We start from the raw sequence: 14,891 nt of genomic DNA, 5'->3' as shown, positions 1-14,891 counted from the left end.
CGAGCCCCCATGGAAGGGTTCACGGCGTGTCCCGGGCAGCCCTGCCAACCCGACCCACGCCATGAAGCCCATCGAGGCAACGCCTTGAACCTTACAGCGCCTCGAAAATACCCGCCGCGCCCATGCCGGTGCCGATGCACATCGTGACCATGCCGTACTTCTGCTGGCGACGACGCAGGCCGTGCAGCAGGGTGGCGGTACGGATCGCGCCGGTCGCGCCCAGCGGATGGCCCAGGGCGATCGCGCCGCCCAGCGGATTGACCTTGCTCGGGTCCAGGCCGCAATCGCGGATCACTGCCAGCGACTGCGCGGCGAAGGCTTCGTTCAGTTCAATCCAGTCCAGCTGGTCCTGGGTCAGGCCGGCCTGCTTCAGGGCCTTCGGGATCGCGGCGATCGGGCCGATGCCCATCACTTCCGGGCGCACGCCGGCCACCGAGAAGCTGACGAAACGCGCCAGCGGGGTCAGGCCGTAATCCTTGATCGCCTGCTCCGAGGCCAGCAGCACGGCACCGGCGCCATCGCTCATCTGCGACGAGTTGCCGGCGGTGACGGTGCCGCCGAACTGGCCGTTGCGGAATACCGGGCGCAGCTTGGCCAGGCCTTCAGCGGAGGAGTCCGGGCGCGGGCCTTCGTCGGTGTCGGCCACCTTGTTGCGGGTGATGATGCGCTGGCCGTCGACCAGGTCCGGCAGGTGCGAGACGATCTCGTACGGGCTGATCTCATCCTTGAAGTCGCCGTTCTGGATCGCGGCCATCGCCTTCTGGTGCGAGGCCAGGGCGAAGGCGTCCTGGTCTTCGCGCGAGACCTTCCACTCTTCGGCGACCTTCTCGGCGGTGATGCCCATGCCGTAGGCGATGGCGACGTGGTCGTTGTCGAACACGCTCGGCGCCATGGCGATCTTGTTGCCCATCATCGGCACCATCGACATCGACTCGGTGCCGCCGGCCAGCATCAGGTCGGCGTTGCCCAGGCGGATCGCGTCGGCGGCCTGCGCCACGGCCTGCAGGCCGGAGGAGCAGAAGCGGTTCACGGTCTGCGCGGCGATGGTGTTCGGCAGGCCGGCCAGCAGCACGCCGATGCGTGCCACGTTCATGCCCTGCTCGGCTTCCGGCATGGCGCAGCCGATGATGGCGTCATCGATGCGGTTGACGTCCACGCCCGGGGCCTGGGCGACGACGCTGCGCAGCACGTGCGCAAGCATGTCGTCGGGGCGGGTGTTGCGGAACATGCCCTTGGGCGCCTTGCCAACCGGGGTACGGGTGGCGGCGACGATGTAGGCGTCCTGGATTTGCTTGGTCATTGCAATGATCTCTTGAATAGGGGTTGGAAGAGGTTGCCGGCCAGCGGCCGGCACTACCGATGTCTTCCGTCAGTTCCGCAGCGGCTTGCCGGTCTTCAGCATGTGCGCGATGCGGGCCTGGGTCTTTTCCTGCTGGGCCAGTTCGACGAAGTGCTTGCGCTCCAGGGTCAGCAGCCACTCTTCGTCCACCAGGGTGCCGCGGTCGACCTTGCCACCGCACAGCACGGTGGCGATGCGCTCGGCGATCTCGTAGTCGTACGGGCTGATGAAGCGGCCTTCCAGCATGTTGACCAGCATCATCTTGAAGGTGGCGATACCCACGTCACCGGCCACCTGGATGCGGCGTGCCGGCAGCGGCGGACGGTAGCCCGCTTCGGCCAGGGCGCGAGCTTCGGCCTTGGCGATGTGCAGCGCTTCGTAGCTGTTGAACACCACCTTGTCGGTGCTGCGCAGCAGGCCCAGTTCCTTGGCGTTGACCGCCGAGTTGGACACCTTGGCCATCGCTACGGTCTCGAAGGTCTTCTTCAGTTCGGCGAACACATCACCGCCCGGGCCTGCGGCCTGCGAGGCGCGCACGGCCAGTTCCTTCAGGCCACCGCCGGCCGGCAGCAGGCCGACGCCGGCCTCGACCAGGCCGATGTAGCTTTCCAGGAAGGCCACGGTCTTGGCGCTGTGCATCTGGAACTCGCAGCCACCACCCAGCGCCAGGCCACGCACGGCGGCAACCACCGGCACCAGCGAGTACTTGATGCGCTGGCTGGTGCGCTGGAAGTTGGCAACCATTTCCTCGAACTGGTCGACCTTGCCGGCCTGCAGCAGGCCCAGTGCACCGGCCAGATCGGCACCGGCAGAGAAGGGCTCCTTCTGCTGCCAGATCACCAGGCCCTGGAAGTCCTTCTCGGCGCGGCTGACGCATTCCTGCAGGCCGTCCAGCACCTGGTCGGACACGGTGTTCATCTTGGTCTTGAAGCTGACCACGGCAATGCCATCACCGTCGTGCCACATGCGCAGGCCGTCGTTCTCGAACACGGTCTCGCCCGGCGCGAACTTCTCGCCCAACAGCGGATCCGGGAAGCGCTGGCGCTGGTACACCGGCAGCGACGAACGCGGCAGCTTGGCGTTGCGCGACGGGCTGTAGCTGCCTTCGGCGGCATGCACGCCGTCGCGGCCATCGAACACCCAGTCCGGCAGCGGGGCGTTGCTCATGCTCTTGCCGGCCACGATGTCATCGGCGATCCACTGTGCCACCTGCTTCCAGCCGGCGGCCTGCCAGGTCTCGAACGGGCCCAGCGACCAGCCGTAGCCCCAGCGGATGGCCAGGTCGACGTCGCGCGCAGTCTCGGCGATGTCGGCCAGGTGGTAGGCGCTGTAGTGGAACAGATCGCGGAAGGTCGCCCACAGGAACTGCGCCTGCGGGTGCTGGCTCTCGCGCAGCTTGGCGAACTTCTCGGCCGGATTTTTGATCTTCAGGATCTCGACCACTTCCGGCGCGGCAGCGCGATCAGCCGGACGGTAGTCCTGCTTCTCCAGGTCCAGTACGACGATGTCCTTGCCGACCTTGCGGAAGATGCCGGCGCCGGTCTTCTGGCCCAGCGCGCCCTTGGAAATCAGCGCATCCAGCCACTTCGGCGACTTGAAGAACTCATGCCACGGATCATTCGGCAGGGTGTCGCCCATGGTCTTGATGACGTGCGCCATGGTGTCCAGGCCGACCACGTCGGAGGTGCGGTAGGTGGCCGACTTCGGGCGGCCGACCAGCGGGCCGGTCAGGCCGTCCACTTCATCGAAGCCCAGGCCGAACTGCTGGGTGTGGTGGATGGTCGACAGGATCGAGAACACGCCGATGCGGTTGCCGATGAAGTTCGGGGTGTCCTTGGCGTACACCACGCCCTTGCCCAGGGTGGTGACCAGGAATTCTTCCAGGCCTTCCAGCACGGCGGCATCGGTGGTGGTGGCCGGGATCAGTTCGGCCAGGTGCATGTAGCGCGGCGGGTTGAAGAAGTGCACGCCGCAGAAGCGGTGACGCAGCTGCTCGGGCAGCACGTCGGCCAGCTTGTTGATGCCCAGGCCCGAGGTGTTGGAAGCCAGCACCGCGTGGTCAGCCACGAACGGGGCGATCTTCTTGTACAGGTCCTGCTTCCAGTCCATGCGCTCGGCGATGGCCTCGATGATCAGGTCGCAGTCCTTCAGCTGCTCCAGGCCGGACTCGTAGTTGGCCGGGGTGATGGCTTCGGCCAGCGACTTGCTGGCCAGCGGCGCCGGGCTCAGCTTGCCCAGGTTGGCGATCGCCTTCAGCACGATGCCGTCGGCCGGACCTTCCTTGGCAGGCAGGTCGAACAGCACGGTGTCGACGCCGGCGTTGGTGAGGTGGGCGGCGATCTGGGCACCCATGACGCCGGCACCCAGCACGGCGGCGCGGCGGACTAGCAGGGAATTGGACATGGTGTAGGGCCTTTGTTGGTCAGCAGTTACTGGGTGGAATCAAAGGGAAGCGGGCAGGGCGCTGGCGCGTGCGGCGGCGCGGAACCCGGCTTCGGCGAAATGGATCAGTTCGTGGGCGGCATGGGCACGATGCGCCGCTTCGGTGACACCGGCGGGACGCTTGATCAGCCCGAAATCGGCCATGGCATAGGTGAGCGAGCCGGCCAGGAAGTCGAGGCGCCAGTACAGCTCCTCCTTGCTCAGGTCCGGCACGCATTCGCCGATGGCCTTGCCGAACGCACGCAGCACGTGGCCGTAGTGGTCGGACAGGAACTTGCGCAGGTTGTCGTTCTTCTCGGCGTAGGCGCGGGCGATCACGCGCACGAAGGCGCCGCCGTTCTGGCGGTCCTGGGCCAGCGCCAGCGCCGGCTCGACGAAGGCGGCCAGCACCGGGCGCAGTTCGCCCGGGTGCTCGGCGCGGGCACGTTCGAGCTGTGACAGGCGGGCGCCGGTCATCTCGTCCATGCGGCGGCGGAACACCTCGTTGACCAGGTTTTCCTTGGAGCCGAAGTGGTAGTTGACCGCAGCGATGTTGACATCGGCCTGGCTGGTCACCTGGCGCAGCGAGGTGCCGGCGAAGCCGTGCTGGGCGAACAGCTCCTCGGCCGCGCCGAGGATCCTGTCCTTGGTCGAGAAGTGGGCGGGTTTGGCCATCGGCGGGCGGACCTTAATCAAACGATTGTTTGATACTAGGACCAGACGGTAGCGTATGGCATTTTGCATTGCAGCAAAATTGCCCGGGCCGGTCAGATTTCACTCAGGTGGGTGAATGCGATGGGGTGGGGTCGGATCCCCGAATGGGGCTCCGACCCCAACGGTGGGCCCCGGAATGGGTCAGAGCCCCTGCGGGAATCCGACCCTTGGCCGCGACGGGGTTGCCGGCCAGCGGCCGGCACTACCATGCCGCGGCTTTATCTTTTACAATTCGCCTACGTTTATCAGGCTAAGCCCGCGTCCCGACGCGGGTTTTTTTCATGTTACCCTTCGGGCCATCAGCGGCCCGATCCCATTGGAGACATCCCATGGCGCTGGAGCGCACCCTTTCGATCATCAAGCCGGACGCCGTTGCCAAGAACGTCATCGGCGAAATCTACGCCCGCTTCGAGAAGGCCGGCCTGAAGGTCGTGGCCGCCAAGTACAAGCAGCTGTCCCGTCGTGAAGCCGAAGGCTTCTACGCCGTGCACCGCGAGCGTCCGTTCTTCAACGCGCTGGTCGAGTTCATGATCTCCGGCCCGGTGATGATCCAGGCCCTGGAAGGCGAGAACGCCGTCCTGGCCCACCGCGACCTGCTGGGCGCCACCAACCCGAAGGAAGCCGCGCCGGGCACCATCCGCGCCGACTTCGCCGAATCCATCGATGCCAATGCCGCCCACGGCTCGGACTCGGTCGAGAATGCCGCGATTGAGATCGCCTACTTCTTCGCCGCCACCGAAGTCGTCTCGCGCTGAGAGTAATGCCGTGAACGAGGTCGTACAGTCCCCCGCCATCCAGCCGCTGCCGAAGTCGGCACCCACGGCTGGCAAGCAGAACCTGCTCGACCTTGATCGCGCGGGCCTGGAGAAGTTCTTCGTCGAGGTTCTCGGCGAGAAGAAGTTCCGTGCCCATCAGGTGATGAAGTGGATCCACCATCGCTACGTCACCGATTTCGATGAAATGACCGACCTCGGCAAGGTCCTGCGCGCCAAGCTGCAGGCCCATGCCGAGGTGCTGGTTCCCAACATCGTGTTCGACAAGCCCTCCGCCGACGGTACCCACAAGTGGCTGCTGGCGATGGGCGTGGATGGCAAGAACGCCATCGAGACCGTGTATATCCCGGACAAGACCCGCGGCACGCTGTGCGTGTCCTCGCAGGTCGGTTGCGGCCTGAACTGCACGTTCTGCTCCACCGCTACCCAGGGCTTCAACCGCAACCTGACCACCGCCGAGATCATCGGCCAGGTGTGGGTTGCCGCACGCCACCTGGGCAACGTGCCGCACCAGATGCGCCGCCTCACCAACGTGGTGATGATGGGCATGGGCGAGCCGCTGATGAATTTCGACAACGTCGTGCGCGCCATGAGCGTGATGCGCGACGACCTGGGCTACGGCCTGGCCAACAAGCGCGTGACCCTGTCGACCTCTGGCCTGGTGCCGCAGATCGACCGCCTGTCTGCCGAAAGCGACGTGTCGCTGGCGGTGTCGCTGCATGCGCCGAACGACGCGCTGCGCGAGACGCTGGTGCCGCTCAACAAGAAGTACCCGATCGCCGAGCTGATGGCCTCGTGCGCACGCTACCTGCGCGCCAACAAGCGCCGCGAGTCGGTCACCTTTGAATACACCCTGATGAAGGGCATCAACGACAAGCCCGAGCATGCCCGCGAGCTGGCCCGCCTGATGCGCCAGTTCGACAACGCGGTGCAGGCCAAGGATTCGGGCAAGGTCAACCTGATCCCGTTCAACCCGTTCCCGGGCACCCGCTACGAGCGTTCGGAAGAAGCGCACATCCGCGCTTTCCAGAAGATCCTGCTCGACAGCAACGTGCTGACCATGGTCCGCCGCACCCGTGGCGACGACATCGACGCCGCCTGTGGCCAGCTCAAGGGCCAGGTGATGGACCGCACCCGCCGCCAGGCGGAGTTCAACAAGACGCTGCAGGCGGGGAAGGGGAGTGATGCCGCGGCCTGACCGCCTCTGGCTGGTTCTGTTCGCAGGCGTGCTGGCCGTTGCGGTCGGCGGCTGCAAATCCCATCCCAAGGCCAAGCTCGGGCCGAGCCAGGCACCGGTCTATTCGGTGGGTGACCCGGAAAGCGTGCGGCGCGAAGTGCGCTGGCGCGACCTGTTGACCCTGGCGACCCGCGACATGCAGGCCGGCAATCTCGACGCCGCCGAGCGCAAGGTGCGCGAAGCGCTGAAGCTGGCGCCGGAGGCGCCCGATGCGCTGGTGCTGCAGGCTGGCATCGATGACCGTCGTGGCCGCACCCGCCAGGCGGGCGAGAATTTCCGCAAGGCCGCCGAACTGGCGCCGCAGCGCGGAGACGTGCTCAACAACTACGGTGCCTGGTTGTGCCAGCAGGGCCAGCCGGCCGAATCGCTGGTCTGGTTCGACCGGGCGCTGCAGGCGCCGGGCTATGCCACCCCGGGCGAAGCGCAGGCCAATGCCGGCAGTTGCGCACTGGACGCTGGGCAGCTCGAACGTGCCGAGCGCGACCTGCGCGCGGCACTCGTCGCGGCGCCGGCCAACCCGGTTGCGCTGGAGTCGATGGCCCAGCTGAGCTTCCGCCAGGGCCGCTACATGGAGGCCCGGGCGTTCGCCGAACGTAGGATTGCGGCTGCACCCGCAACGCGTTCCGTGTTACAACTTGCGTCTCAAATCGAAGTGAAGCTGGGCGATCGGGCGGCATCTGATCGTTATCTGCAGCGGATTCGACAGGAATTTCCGCAGGAAGCGGGCTCCTAACTCCAGGGTTGATGCATTGTGATTGATGACCAGACTGTGAGCGCTCTCGAGACTGCGGCCGGCTGCGGCACCCGCCTGCGCCAGGCCCGTGAAGCGGCCGGACTGACCCTCGAAGATGTCGGCTCGCGCCTGCGCATGCCGGTCCAGGTGGTCAAGTCGCTGGAAGAGGAACAATGGCAGAAGCTGGGGGCGCCGGTGTTCGTGCGCGGCCAGCTGCGCAGCTATGCGCGCCTGCTCGACGTGGACGTGGGCGAGCTGCTGGAACAGGCCCAGGTCGGCCCGGTGGTTCCGCCCACCCTGGTCAGCCATACCCATACCCCCCGTGCGCGCCGCATTGCCGAGAACCTCGGCCGGCGCGTGCTGTATGTCGGCATCACCGCCGTGCTGGCGGTGCCGGTGTGGTTCGCCACCCGTGGCCACTTCGACGGCAGCGCGACCCCGTCGCCGAGCACCGCCTCGCTGGACGTGATCCCGGCCGCCGTGCCGGTCACGCCGTCCGCAACCGGCAGCGAGATGGCCGCCCCGGCCGAAGCGACCACGGCCCCGGCCAGCAAGCCGGCGGCCACCCCTTACGTCGCCTCGCTGGCCCCGGTGCCGCGCCCGGCGCCGGCCCCGGCTGCCGGCAATGCGCTGGAAATGCAGTTCAGCGGCGACAGCTGGGTCGACATCGGCGGCCCGGACGGCAGCACCGTCGAGAAGGCACTGATCAAGTCCGGCGAGACCCGCAGCTTCACGCCGGGCCAGGTGACCCGGGTGACCCTGGGCAACGCCTCGGCGGTCCAGGTTCAGCAGAACGGCGCTATCGTCGATCTGACCCCCTACCAGCGAGCCAACGTGGCACGCTTTCAGGTATCCTCTGAAGGCTCCGTAGTCCCGGTTTCGCACTGAGGCGCGGTTTCACCACCTTCGATTAAACCCAATGGTCCCTCCCGACGGGCGGGGCGAGAGTACGCATGGCGATCGACGATCTGCTCGACGAGCACGAACAAAGTGAACGCGTCCGCAGCTGGCTGCGGAAGAATGGCGCCAGCATCCTCGGTGGCGTAGTCATCGCCATCGGTGCCATTGCCGGCTGGCAGTGGTACCAGAAGGAGCAGGGCAGCAAGCTTGCCTCGGCCAATGTCGAGTACCAGAAGGCCCTGCAGGGCCTGCAGCAGAACAAGCTCGACGACGCCGCCAAGGCGGTCAAGGCGCTCGAAGCCGGTCCGTCCAGCATCTACGGCGACCTCGCGGCGCTGCAGCTGGCCAAGGCCCAGGTCGACGCCGGCAAGAACGAAGAGGCACTGGCCACCCTGCGCAACGTGAAGGTCGAAGGCGACCTGCAGCGCGTGGTCGACCAGCGTGTGGCCCGCCTGCTGGTGGCCACCGGCAAGAGCGACGAGGCCATCAAGCTGCTGGGCAGCGCCACCGACAGCAGCAGCCTGGAAATCCATGGCGATGCGCTGATGGCGCAGGGCAAGCGTGACGACGCCCGCGTACAGTACGAGAAGGCGCTGAAGACGCTGGACGTGGCAGCGCCGCAGCGGCGCCTGCTGGAAACCAAGGTTATGGACGCCGGCGGCACCGTTGCCGCCCCTGCGGAGTCGGTTTGATGAGTCAGAAGGTCATGATCACCCGCGTCGCCACCGTGCTCCTGATGGGCATGGCCCTGACCGGCTGCGGCACCATGAAGGGCTGGTTCGCTGGCAAGGACGCGGCGGCGAAGAAGGCACAGGAACCGGCTGAGCTGGTCAAGTTCGAGCCGACCGTGAAGGTCAGCAAGATCTGGTCGGTCAACCTCGGCAAGGGCGAGCGTCGCATCGGTGTGCGCCAGGGCCCGGCGGTGGCCAACGGCCACGTGTTCGCTGCGGCGATCACCGGTGGCGTGCACGCCATCGACCTGCAGACCGGCAAGAAGGTCTGGACCTGGGAGCCGAAGAAGGAAAAGAAGAAGGCCAAGCTGCGCCTGTCCGGCGGCCCGGGTGTCGGTGAGAACCTGGTCGTGATCGGCACGCTGGATGGCCAGGTCATCGCGCTGGACATCAACGACGGCAGCGAGAAGTGGCGCGCCCGTGTTCCGGGTGAAGTCATCGCCGCGCCGGCCGTTGCCCAGGGCATGGTCTACGTGCGCAGCAACGACGGTCGTGTGACCGCCTTCGATGTCGGCAATGGCACCCAGAAGTGGTTCAACCCGAGCGAGCTGCCGGCGCTGACCGTGCGCGGCAACGCGCCGGTGGTGACCGGCCCGGGCGTGTTGTTCATCGGCAAGGACGAGGGCGCGGTTGCGGCCCTGGCCCAGCAGGATGGCCGCACGCTGTGGGAACAGAACCTCGGCAACGGCGAAGGCCGCACCGAGCTGGAGCGCATGGCGGACGTCGACGGCGCACCGGTGCTCGATGGCAACACCCTGTACGTGAGCAGCTTCAAGAACCAGACCATGGCCATCGAAGGCCCGACCGGTCGCCCGCTGTGGGCGCGCGACCATGGCGGCGCAGGTGGCGTGGCGGTGTCGTCGGGCAATGTGTTCGTGACCGACAACAAGGGCGGCGTGTTCGGCCTGGACAAGGCCAGCGGCGCAGCCATGTGGTCGCAGACGGCACTGGCCCGTCGCTCCCTGACCGGCCCGGCACTGCACGGCGACTACGTCGTGGTCGGTGACTACAAGGGATACGTGCACTGGTTGCAGGCCTCCGATGGTGCGATGGCGGCACGGGCAAAAAGTGGCGGCGACGCCCTGCTGGCCCAGCCGGTCGTCGTAGACGGTGTGCTGCTGGTGCAGAACGTGGATGGCAAGCTGACGGCCTTCCGGTTGGCAAACTAAAAAATTGGAGTAATCGCGATGCTGCCTCTGGTCGCCCTGGTTGGACGGCCGAATGTCGGCAAGTCGACTATTTTCAATGCGCTTACGCGCACCCGTGACGCGCTGGTCCACGACCAGCCCGGCGTCACCCGCGACCGCAACTACGGTGTCTGCCGCCTCGACGAGGACAATCATTTCCTCGTCGTGGATACCGGCGGTATCGCCGGGGAAGACGAAGGCCTGGCCGGCGCCACCACGCGCCAAGCCCGTGCGGCCGCGGCCGAAGCCGATCTGATCCTGTTCGTCGTCGATGCCCGCGAGGGCACCTCGGCGCTGGACGACGAGATCCTGGCCTGGCTGCGCAAGCTGTCGCGCCCGACGCTGCTGCTGATCAACAAGATCGACGGCACCGACGAGGACAGCGTGCGTTCCGAGTTCGCCCGTTATGGCTTCGGCGAGATGCTGACCGTCTCGGCTGCGCATCGCCAGGGTCTGGACGACCTGCTGGACGAAGTGATCCAGCGCCTGCCGGAAGAAGGCAGCGGCGAAGAGCTGGACAACGATCCGAACCGCATCCGCATCGCCTTCGTCGGCCGCCCGAACGTGGGCAAGTCGACCCTGGTCAATCGCATCCTCGGCGAGGAGCGCATGATCGCCTCCGACGTGCCGGGTACCACCCGCGACTCGATCGCGGTGGACCTGGAGCGCGACGGCCGTGAGTACCGCCTGATCGACACCGCCGGCCTGCGCCGTCGTTCGCGCGTGGATGAGGTCGTCGAGAAGTTCTCGGTGGTCAAGACCATGCAGTCGATCGAGCAGTGCCAGGTGGCCGTGCTGATGCTCGACGCCACCGAAGGCGTGACCGACCAGGACGCCACCGTGCTCGGTGCCGTGCTCGACGCCGGCCGCGCGCTGGTGATCGCCATCAACAAGTGGGATGGCCTGACCGAGTACCAGCGCGAGCAGGCCGAAACCATGCTGTCGCTGAAGCTGGGCTTCGTGCCGTGGGCCGAATCGGTGCGCATCTCGGCCAAGCACGGCTCGGGCCTGCGCGAGCTGTTCCGTGCGGTGCATCGTGCGCACGAATCGGCGAACAAGACCTTCACCACCAGCGAAGTGAACAAGGCGCTGGAAGTGGCCTACGAGACCAACCCGCCGCCGACCATTCGCGGCCACGTCTCCAAGCTGCGCTACGTGCACCCGGCCGGTTCCAACCCGCCGACCTTCATCGTGCACGGCACGCGCCTGAAGGAACTGCAGGAGTCATACAAGCGCTACCTGGAGAACTTCTTCCGCAAGCGCTTCAAGCTGATCGGCACGCCGGTGAGCTTCATCTTCCGCGAGGGTACCAACCCGTACGAGGGCAAGAAGAACGTCCTCACCGAGCGGCAGGTCAAGGCCAAGCGGCGCTTGATGAAGCACGTCAAGGGCAAGTGATTCACGAAAAAGGCGGCCGCAGGGCCGCCTTTTTTGTTCGCGCCCCTACCGGTAGTGCCGGCCGCTGGCCGGCAACCTCGGGTCGTCCGGTGCGTTCATGGCCATGCCGGCCAGCGGCCGGCACTACCCCATGTTTGCAGGTATCGGTCAAGGCGGCTTGCCGCCGCGTGCGCGATAATGCGGCCATGAGCATCCAAGAGCTTTCCCCCGCGCAGGCACGCGAGCGCCTGGCCCACGGCGCCGTGCTGATCGATGTGCGCGAAGCGCACGAACGGGCCGGCGGGATGGCCGAGGGCGCGCGTGGCGTGGCCAAGGGCGAGCTGCAGGCAGACCCGGCCGCGCACCTGCCGCGGCACGACCAGGAAATCCTGTTGATCTGCCAGAGCGGCAAGCGCTCGGCAGATGCCGCACTTTTCCTGTTGGAGGCTGGCTACACAAACGTCGCTTCCGTGACCGGCGGTACCGTGGCCTGGCGCGAGCAGTCGCTGCCCTTGGTGCAGCCGCTGGCCAGCGCCGCCGACCGCGATTTCTTTGATCGCTATTCGCGGCATCTGCTGCTGCCACAGGTGGGCGAGGCCGGCCAGCGCCGGCTGCAGCAATCACGCGTGCTGGTGCTGGGCGCGGGCGGCCTGGGTGCGCCAGCCGGCTTCTATCTGGCCGCCGCCGGGGTAGGGCACCTGCGCTTTGCCGACCACGACCGCGTGGAGCGCAGCAACCTGCACCGGCAGATCGTGCATACCGAAGCCAGCGTCGGCCGGCTCAAGGTCGATTCCGCTCGCGAGCGCCTGCTGGCGCTGAATCCCTCCATCGAGGTCGAGGCGGTGCCGGAGCGGGTGACCTCTGAGAACGTGGATGCGCTGCTCGAGGGCGTGGACGTTGTGCTGGATGGCTCGGACAACTTCCCGCTGCGCTACCTGCTCAACGACGCCTGCATCAAGCACGCCAAACCGCTGGTGTATGCCGCCATCGAGCGCTTTGACGGCCAGGTAAGCGTGTTTGACGCCGGCCGCCAGCGCGGCGTGGCGCCGTGCTACCGCTGCCTGTTCCCGGAACCGCCGCCGCCGGAGTTTGCGCCGAACTGTTCCGAGGCCGGTGTGCTGGGCGTGCTGCCTGGCCTGGCCGGCGTGCTGCAGGCCACCGAGGTGCTGAAGCTGCTGCTGGCCATCGGCGAGCCGCTGGTGGGCCGCCTGCTGCGCTTCGATGCGCTGGGCATGCGCTTCCGCGAGACCGGCATCCGGCCGGACCCGCACTGCCCGGTGTGCGCGCCGGGTGTGCCGTTCCCGGGATATATCGATTACGCCGCGTTCTGCCGGGGTGGGTAACCCCGGCCGGGGAATGCCTTGGTGGATGCCGACCTTGGTCGGCGCTCTCGTGCCAACCAAGGTTGGCACCTACCGAAGCGGGTGATGGTTGGCACCCACCGACGCGGATGCATGGTTTCGGGATGATGCCGGGAGTCACTCCCTGCATCGTTCCACTTCCAAGACAATCCGGCGCAACATGCGTGCTATTGCCGTCATCGGCATTGCTCTATTGTTGAACCCGATTCTGGATCTTGGGGAACACACCGCATGGCGGTAGAAGCAGCGACCAGCGAGCTGGTCAAGGTCGTGGCCCTGTTGGGCGCGGCGGTGGTGATGGTGCCTTTGTTCCGCCGGGCCGGCCTGGGCTCGGTGCTGGGCTACTTCGCCGCTGGCCTGGCGATCGGACCGTTCGGGCTGGGCTGGTTCTCCGATCCGCAGGCCATCCTGCATACCGCCGAACTCGGCGTGGTGATGTTCCTGTTCGTGATCGGCCTGGAAATGCGGCCCTCGCACCTGTGGAGCCTGCGCAAGGAAATCTTCGGGCTGGGCACGCTGCAGATCGTCACCTGTGCGCTGGTGCTGACCAGCATCGCCAAGCTGTTCGGGCTGCCGTGGCAGGTGGCCTTCATCGGCGCCACCGGCTTCGTGCTCACCTCCACCGCGGTGGTGATGCAGCTGCTGGCCGAGCGTGGTGACATCGCGCTGCCTTCGGGCCAGAAGATCGTCTCCATCCTGCTGTTCGAAGACCTGCTGATCGTGCCGTTGCTGGCGCTGGTGGCGTGGATGGCGCCGGGCGCGGGCAGTGCCGATGGCGAGGGCTCGCGCTGGCTGTCGGTGGCGATCGGCGTGGGTGCCATCGTCGGCCTGGTGCTGGTCGGCCGCTTCCTGCTCAACCCGCTGTTCCGCGTGCTGGCCGAATCGAAGGCGCGCGAGGTGATGACCGCCGCCGCACTGCTGGTGGTGCTGGGCGCGGCGCTGCTGATGCAGCTGTCCGGCCTGTCGATGGCAATGGGCGCGTTCCTGGCCGGCGTGCTGCTGAGCGAATCGACCTTCCGCCACCAGATCGAAGCGGACATCGAGCCGTTCCGCGGCATCCTGCTGGGCCTGTTCTTCCTCAGCGTCGGCATGGCGCTGGACCTGGGCGTGGTGGCCGGCAACTGGCAGCTGATCCTCGGCCTGGTGCTGGCGTTGATGGCGGCCAAGGCGCTGTGCATCTACGTGGTCGCGCGCATCATGGGCAGCGACCACGCGCAGGCGCTGGACCGGGGCGTGCTGATGGCGCAGGGCGGCGAGTTCGCCTTCGTGCTGTTCTCCGCCGCCGCATCGGCCGGCGTGATCAACCTGGAGATCAATGCCAACTTCACCGCCGTGGTGGTGCTGTCGATGGCGCTGACGCCGCTTGTAGTGCTGCTCTACAAGCGCATCGCGCCGAAGCCGACGGTGAACATGGACGGCGTGGACGAGGCCGATGGCCTGTCCGGCAGCGTGCTGCTGATCGGCTTCGGCCGCTTCGGCCAGGTCGCCAGCCAGTCGCTGCTGGCGCGCGACGTGGACGTGACCATCATCGACAACGATGTGGAGATGATCCAGAGCGCGGCGCGCTTCGGTTTCAAGATCTACTACGGTGATGGCACGCGTCTGGACGTGCTGCATGCCTCGGGTGCGGCCACCGCACGTGCGATTGCGGTGTGCGTGGACAAGGCCGAGGCGGCTGACCGCATTGTTGAGCTGGTGTCGCACGAGTTCCCGCAGGCAAAGCTGATGGTGCGCTCGTTCGACCGCGAGCATTCGCTGCGGTTGATCCATGCCGGTGTTGATTTCCAGATCCGCGAGACGTTTGAATCGGCGGTGCTGTTCGGCCAGGCCGCGCTGGTGGAGCTGGGCGCGGATGAGGATGACGCGGTGGAGATTGCCGCCGAGATCCGCCGCCGCGATGCCGAGCGTTTTGAACTGGAGATTGCCGGTGGTGGTCTGAATGCCGGCGCGCGGATGGTCTACGGCAACAGCCCGCAGGGCGTGCCGACGCCGACGCCGTTCACTGCGCCGAAGCGCGAGAGCAAGACGCTGAACCCGCAGGATGTGCCGGAAGAGGAAGAGTGAGGTGCCGCGCATCGCGTTCGCCGGGCATGGCCCGGCGCTACCGTGGTGCGCACG

12 protein-coding genes are annotated in these 14,891 nt (G+C 66.8%); 9 read left to right on the top strand and 3 right to left on the bottom strand.

What is annotated here, in order from left to right; all coding sequences use genetic code 11:
* Nucleotides 1-91 precede the first annotated feature (91 nt).
* The 3 genes from HMPREF3114_RS20215 to HMPREF3114_RS20205 form a co-directional block, all read right to left on the bottom strand.
* Nucleotides 92-1,300 (bottom strand): acetyl-CoA C-acyltransferase, encoded by a 1,209-nt coding sequence (locus tag HMPREF3114_RS20215; RefSeq protein ID WP_053500881.1) that lies wholly within the window; start codon nucleotides 1,298-1,300, stop codon nucleotides 92-94.
* Between the two features lie 69 nt (nucleotides 1,301-1,369).
* Nucleotides 1,370-3,742: a 3-hydroxyacyl-CoA dehydrogenase/enoyl-CoA hydratase family protein gene (locus HMPREF3114_RS20210; RefSeq protein WP_014036899.1), complete on the bottom strand. Its 2,373-nt coding sequence runs from the start codon at nucleotides 3,740-3,742 to the stop codon at nucleotides 1,370-1,372.
* Between the two features lie 39 nt (nucleotides 3,743-3,781).
* A complete protein-coding gene (locus tag HMPREF3114_RS20205) occupies nucleotides 3,782-4,435 on the bottom strand; it encodes a TetR/AcrR family transcriptional regulator (RefSeq protein ID WP_005409294.1) in 654 nt (217 codons plus the stop codon).
* 368 nt (nucleotides 4,436-4,803) lie between these two features.
* Here HMPREF3114_RS20205 and ndk point away from each other — a divergent pair, with 368 nt between their 5' ends.
* From ndk to HMPREF3114_RS20160, 9 genes are all read left to right on the top strand, one after another.
* A complete protein-coding gene (gene ndk / locus HMPREF3114_RS20200) occupies nucleotides 4,804-5,229 on the top strand; it encodes a nucleoside-diphosphate kinase (protein WP_005409295.1) in 426 nt (141 codons plus the stop codon).
* A 10-nt stretch (nucleotides 5,230-5,239) separates the two neighbouring features.
* Entirely contained in the window at nucleotides 5,240-6,445 is a 1,206-nt protein-coding gene (gene rlmN / locus HMPREF3114_RS20195; RefSeq protein ID WP_005409296.1) for a dual-specificity RNA methyltransferase RlmN, read from the top strand.
* A complete protein-coding gene (gene pilW, locus HMPREF3114_RS20190) occupies nucleotides 6,432-7,217 on the top strand; it encodes a type IV pilus biogenesis/stability protein PilW (RefSeq protein ID WP_053500883.1) in 786 nt (261 codons plus the stop codon). Before rlmN ends, pilW begins: the two co-directional genes overlap by 14 nt.
* Nucleotides 7,218-7,235: 18 nt before the next feature.
* Nucleotides 7,236-8,105 carry a RodZ domain-containing protein gene (locus HMPREF3114_RS20185; RefSeq protein ID WP_053500885.1) on the top strand — a complete coding sequence of 290 codons (870 nt, stop codon included), beginning with the start codon at nucleotides 7,236-7,238 and terminating at the stop codon, nucleotides 8,103-8,105.
* Between the two features lie 65 nt (nucleotides 8,106-8,170).
* On the top strand, nucleotides 8,171-8,809 hold the full coding sequence (locus tag HMPREF3114_RS20180; RefSeq protein ID WP_014036903.1) for a YfgM family protein: 639 nt from the start codon (nucleotides 8,171-8,173) through the stop codon (nucleotides 8,807-8,809).
* Nucleotides 8,809-10,017 carry an outer membrane protein assembly factor BamB gene (bamB, locus tag HMPREF3114_RS20175; RefSeq protein ID WP_005416243.1) on the top strand — a complete coding sequence of 403 codons (1,209 nt, stop codon included), beginning with the start codon at nucleotides 8,809-8,811 and terminating at the stop codon, nucleotides 10,015-10,017. Before HMPREF3114_RS20180 ends, bamB begins: the two co-directional genes overlap by 1 nt.
* Before the next feature lie 18 nt (nucleotides 10,018-10,035).
* Complete coding sequence (der, locus tag HMPREF3114_RS20170; RefSeq protein ID WP_005413118.1) at nucleotides 10,036-11,433, top strand: ribosome biogenesis GTPase Der; 1,398 nt, start codon at nucleotides 10,036-10,038, stop codon at nucleotides 11,431-11,433.
* A gap of 185 nt (nucleotides 11,434-11,618) precedes the next feature.
* Nucleotides 11,619-12,755: a molybdopterin-synthase adenylyltransferase MoeB gene (gene moeB, locus HMPREF3114_RS20165; protein WP_053498434.1), complete on the top strand. Its 1,137-nt coding sequence runs from the start codon at nucleotides 11,619-11,621 to the stop codon at nucleotides 12,753-12,755.
* 249 nt (nucleotides 12,756-13,004) lie between these two features.
* Nucleotides 13,005-14,837, top strand: a complete 1,833-nt coding sequence (locus HMPREF3114_RS20160) for a monovalent cation:proton antiporter-2 (CPA2) family protein (RefSeq protein ID WP_053498433.1) — start codon at nucleotides 13,005-13,007, stop codon at nucleotides 14,835-14,837.
* The last annotated feature ends 54 nt before the right edge of the window (nucleotides 14,838-14,891 follow it).

Source organism: Stenotrophomonas sp. HMSC10F07 (assembly GCF_001807895.1).
Classification (GTDB): domain Bacteria; phylum Pseudomonadota; class Gammaproteobacteria; order Xanthomonadales; family Xanthomonadaceae; genus Stenotrophomonas; species Stenotrophomonas sepilia.
The sequence above is the reverse complement of the archived record's forward strand: the minus strand, read 5'-3'. Positions and strand labels throughout refer to the sequence as shown.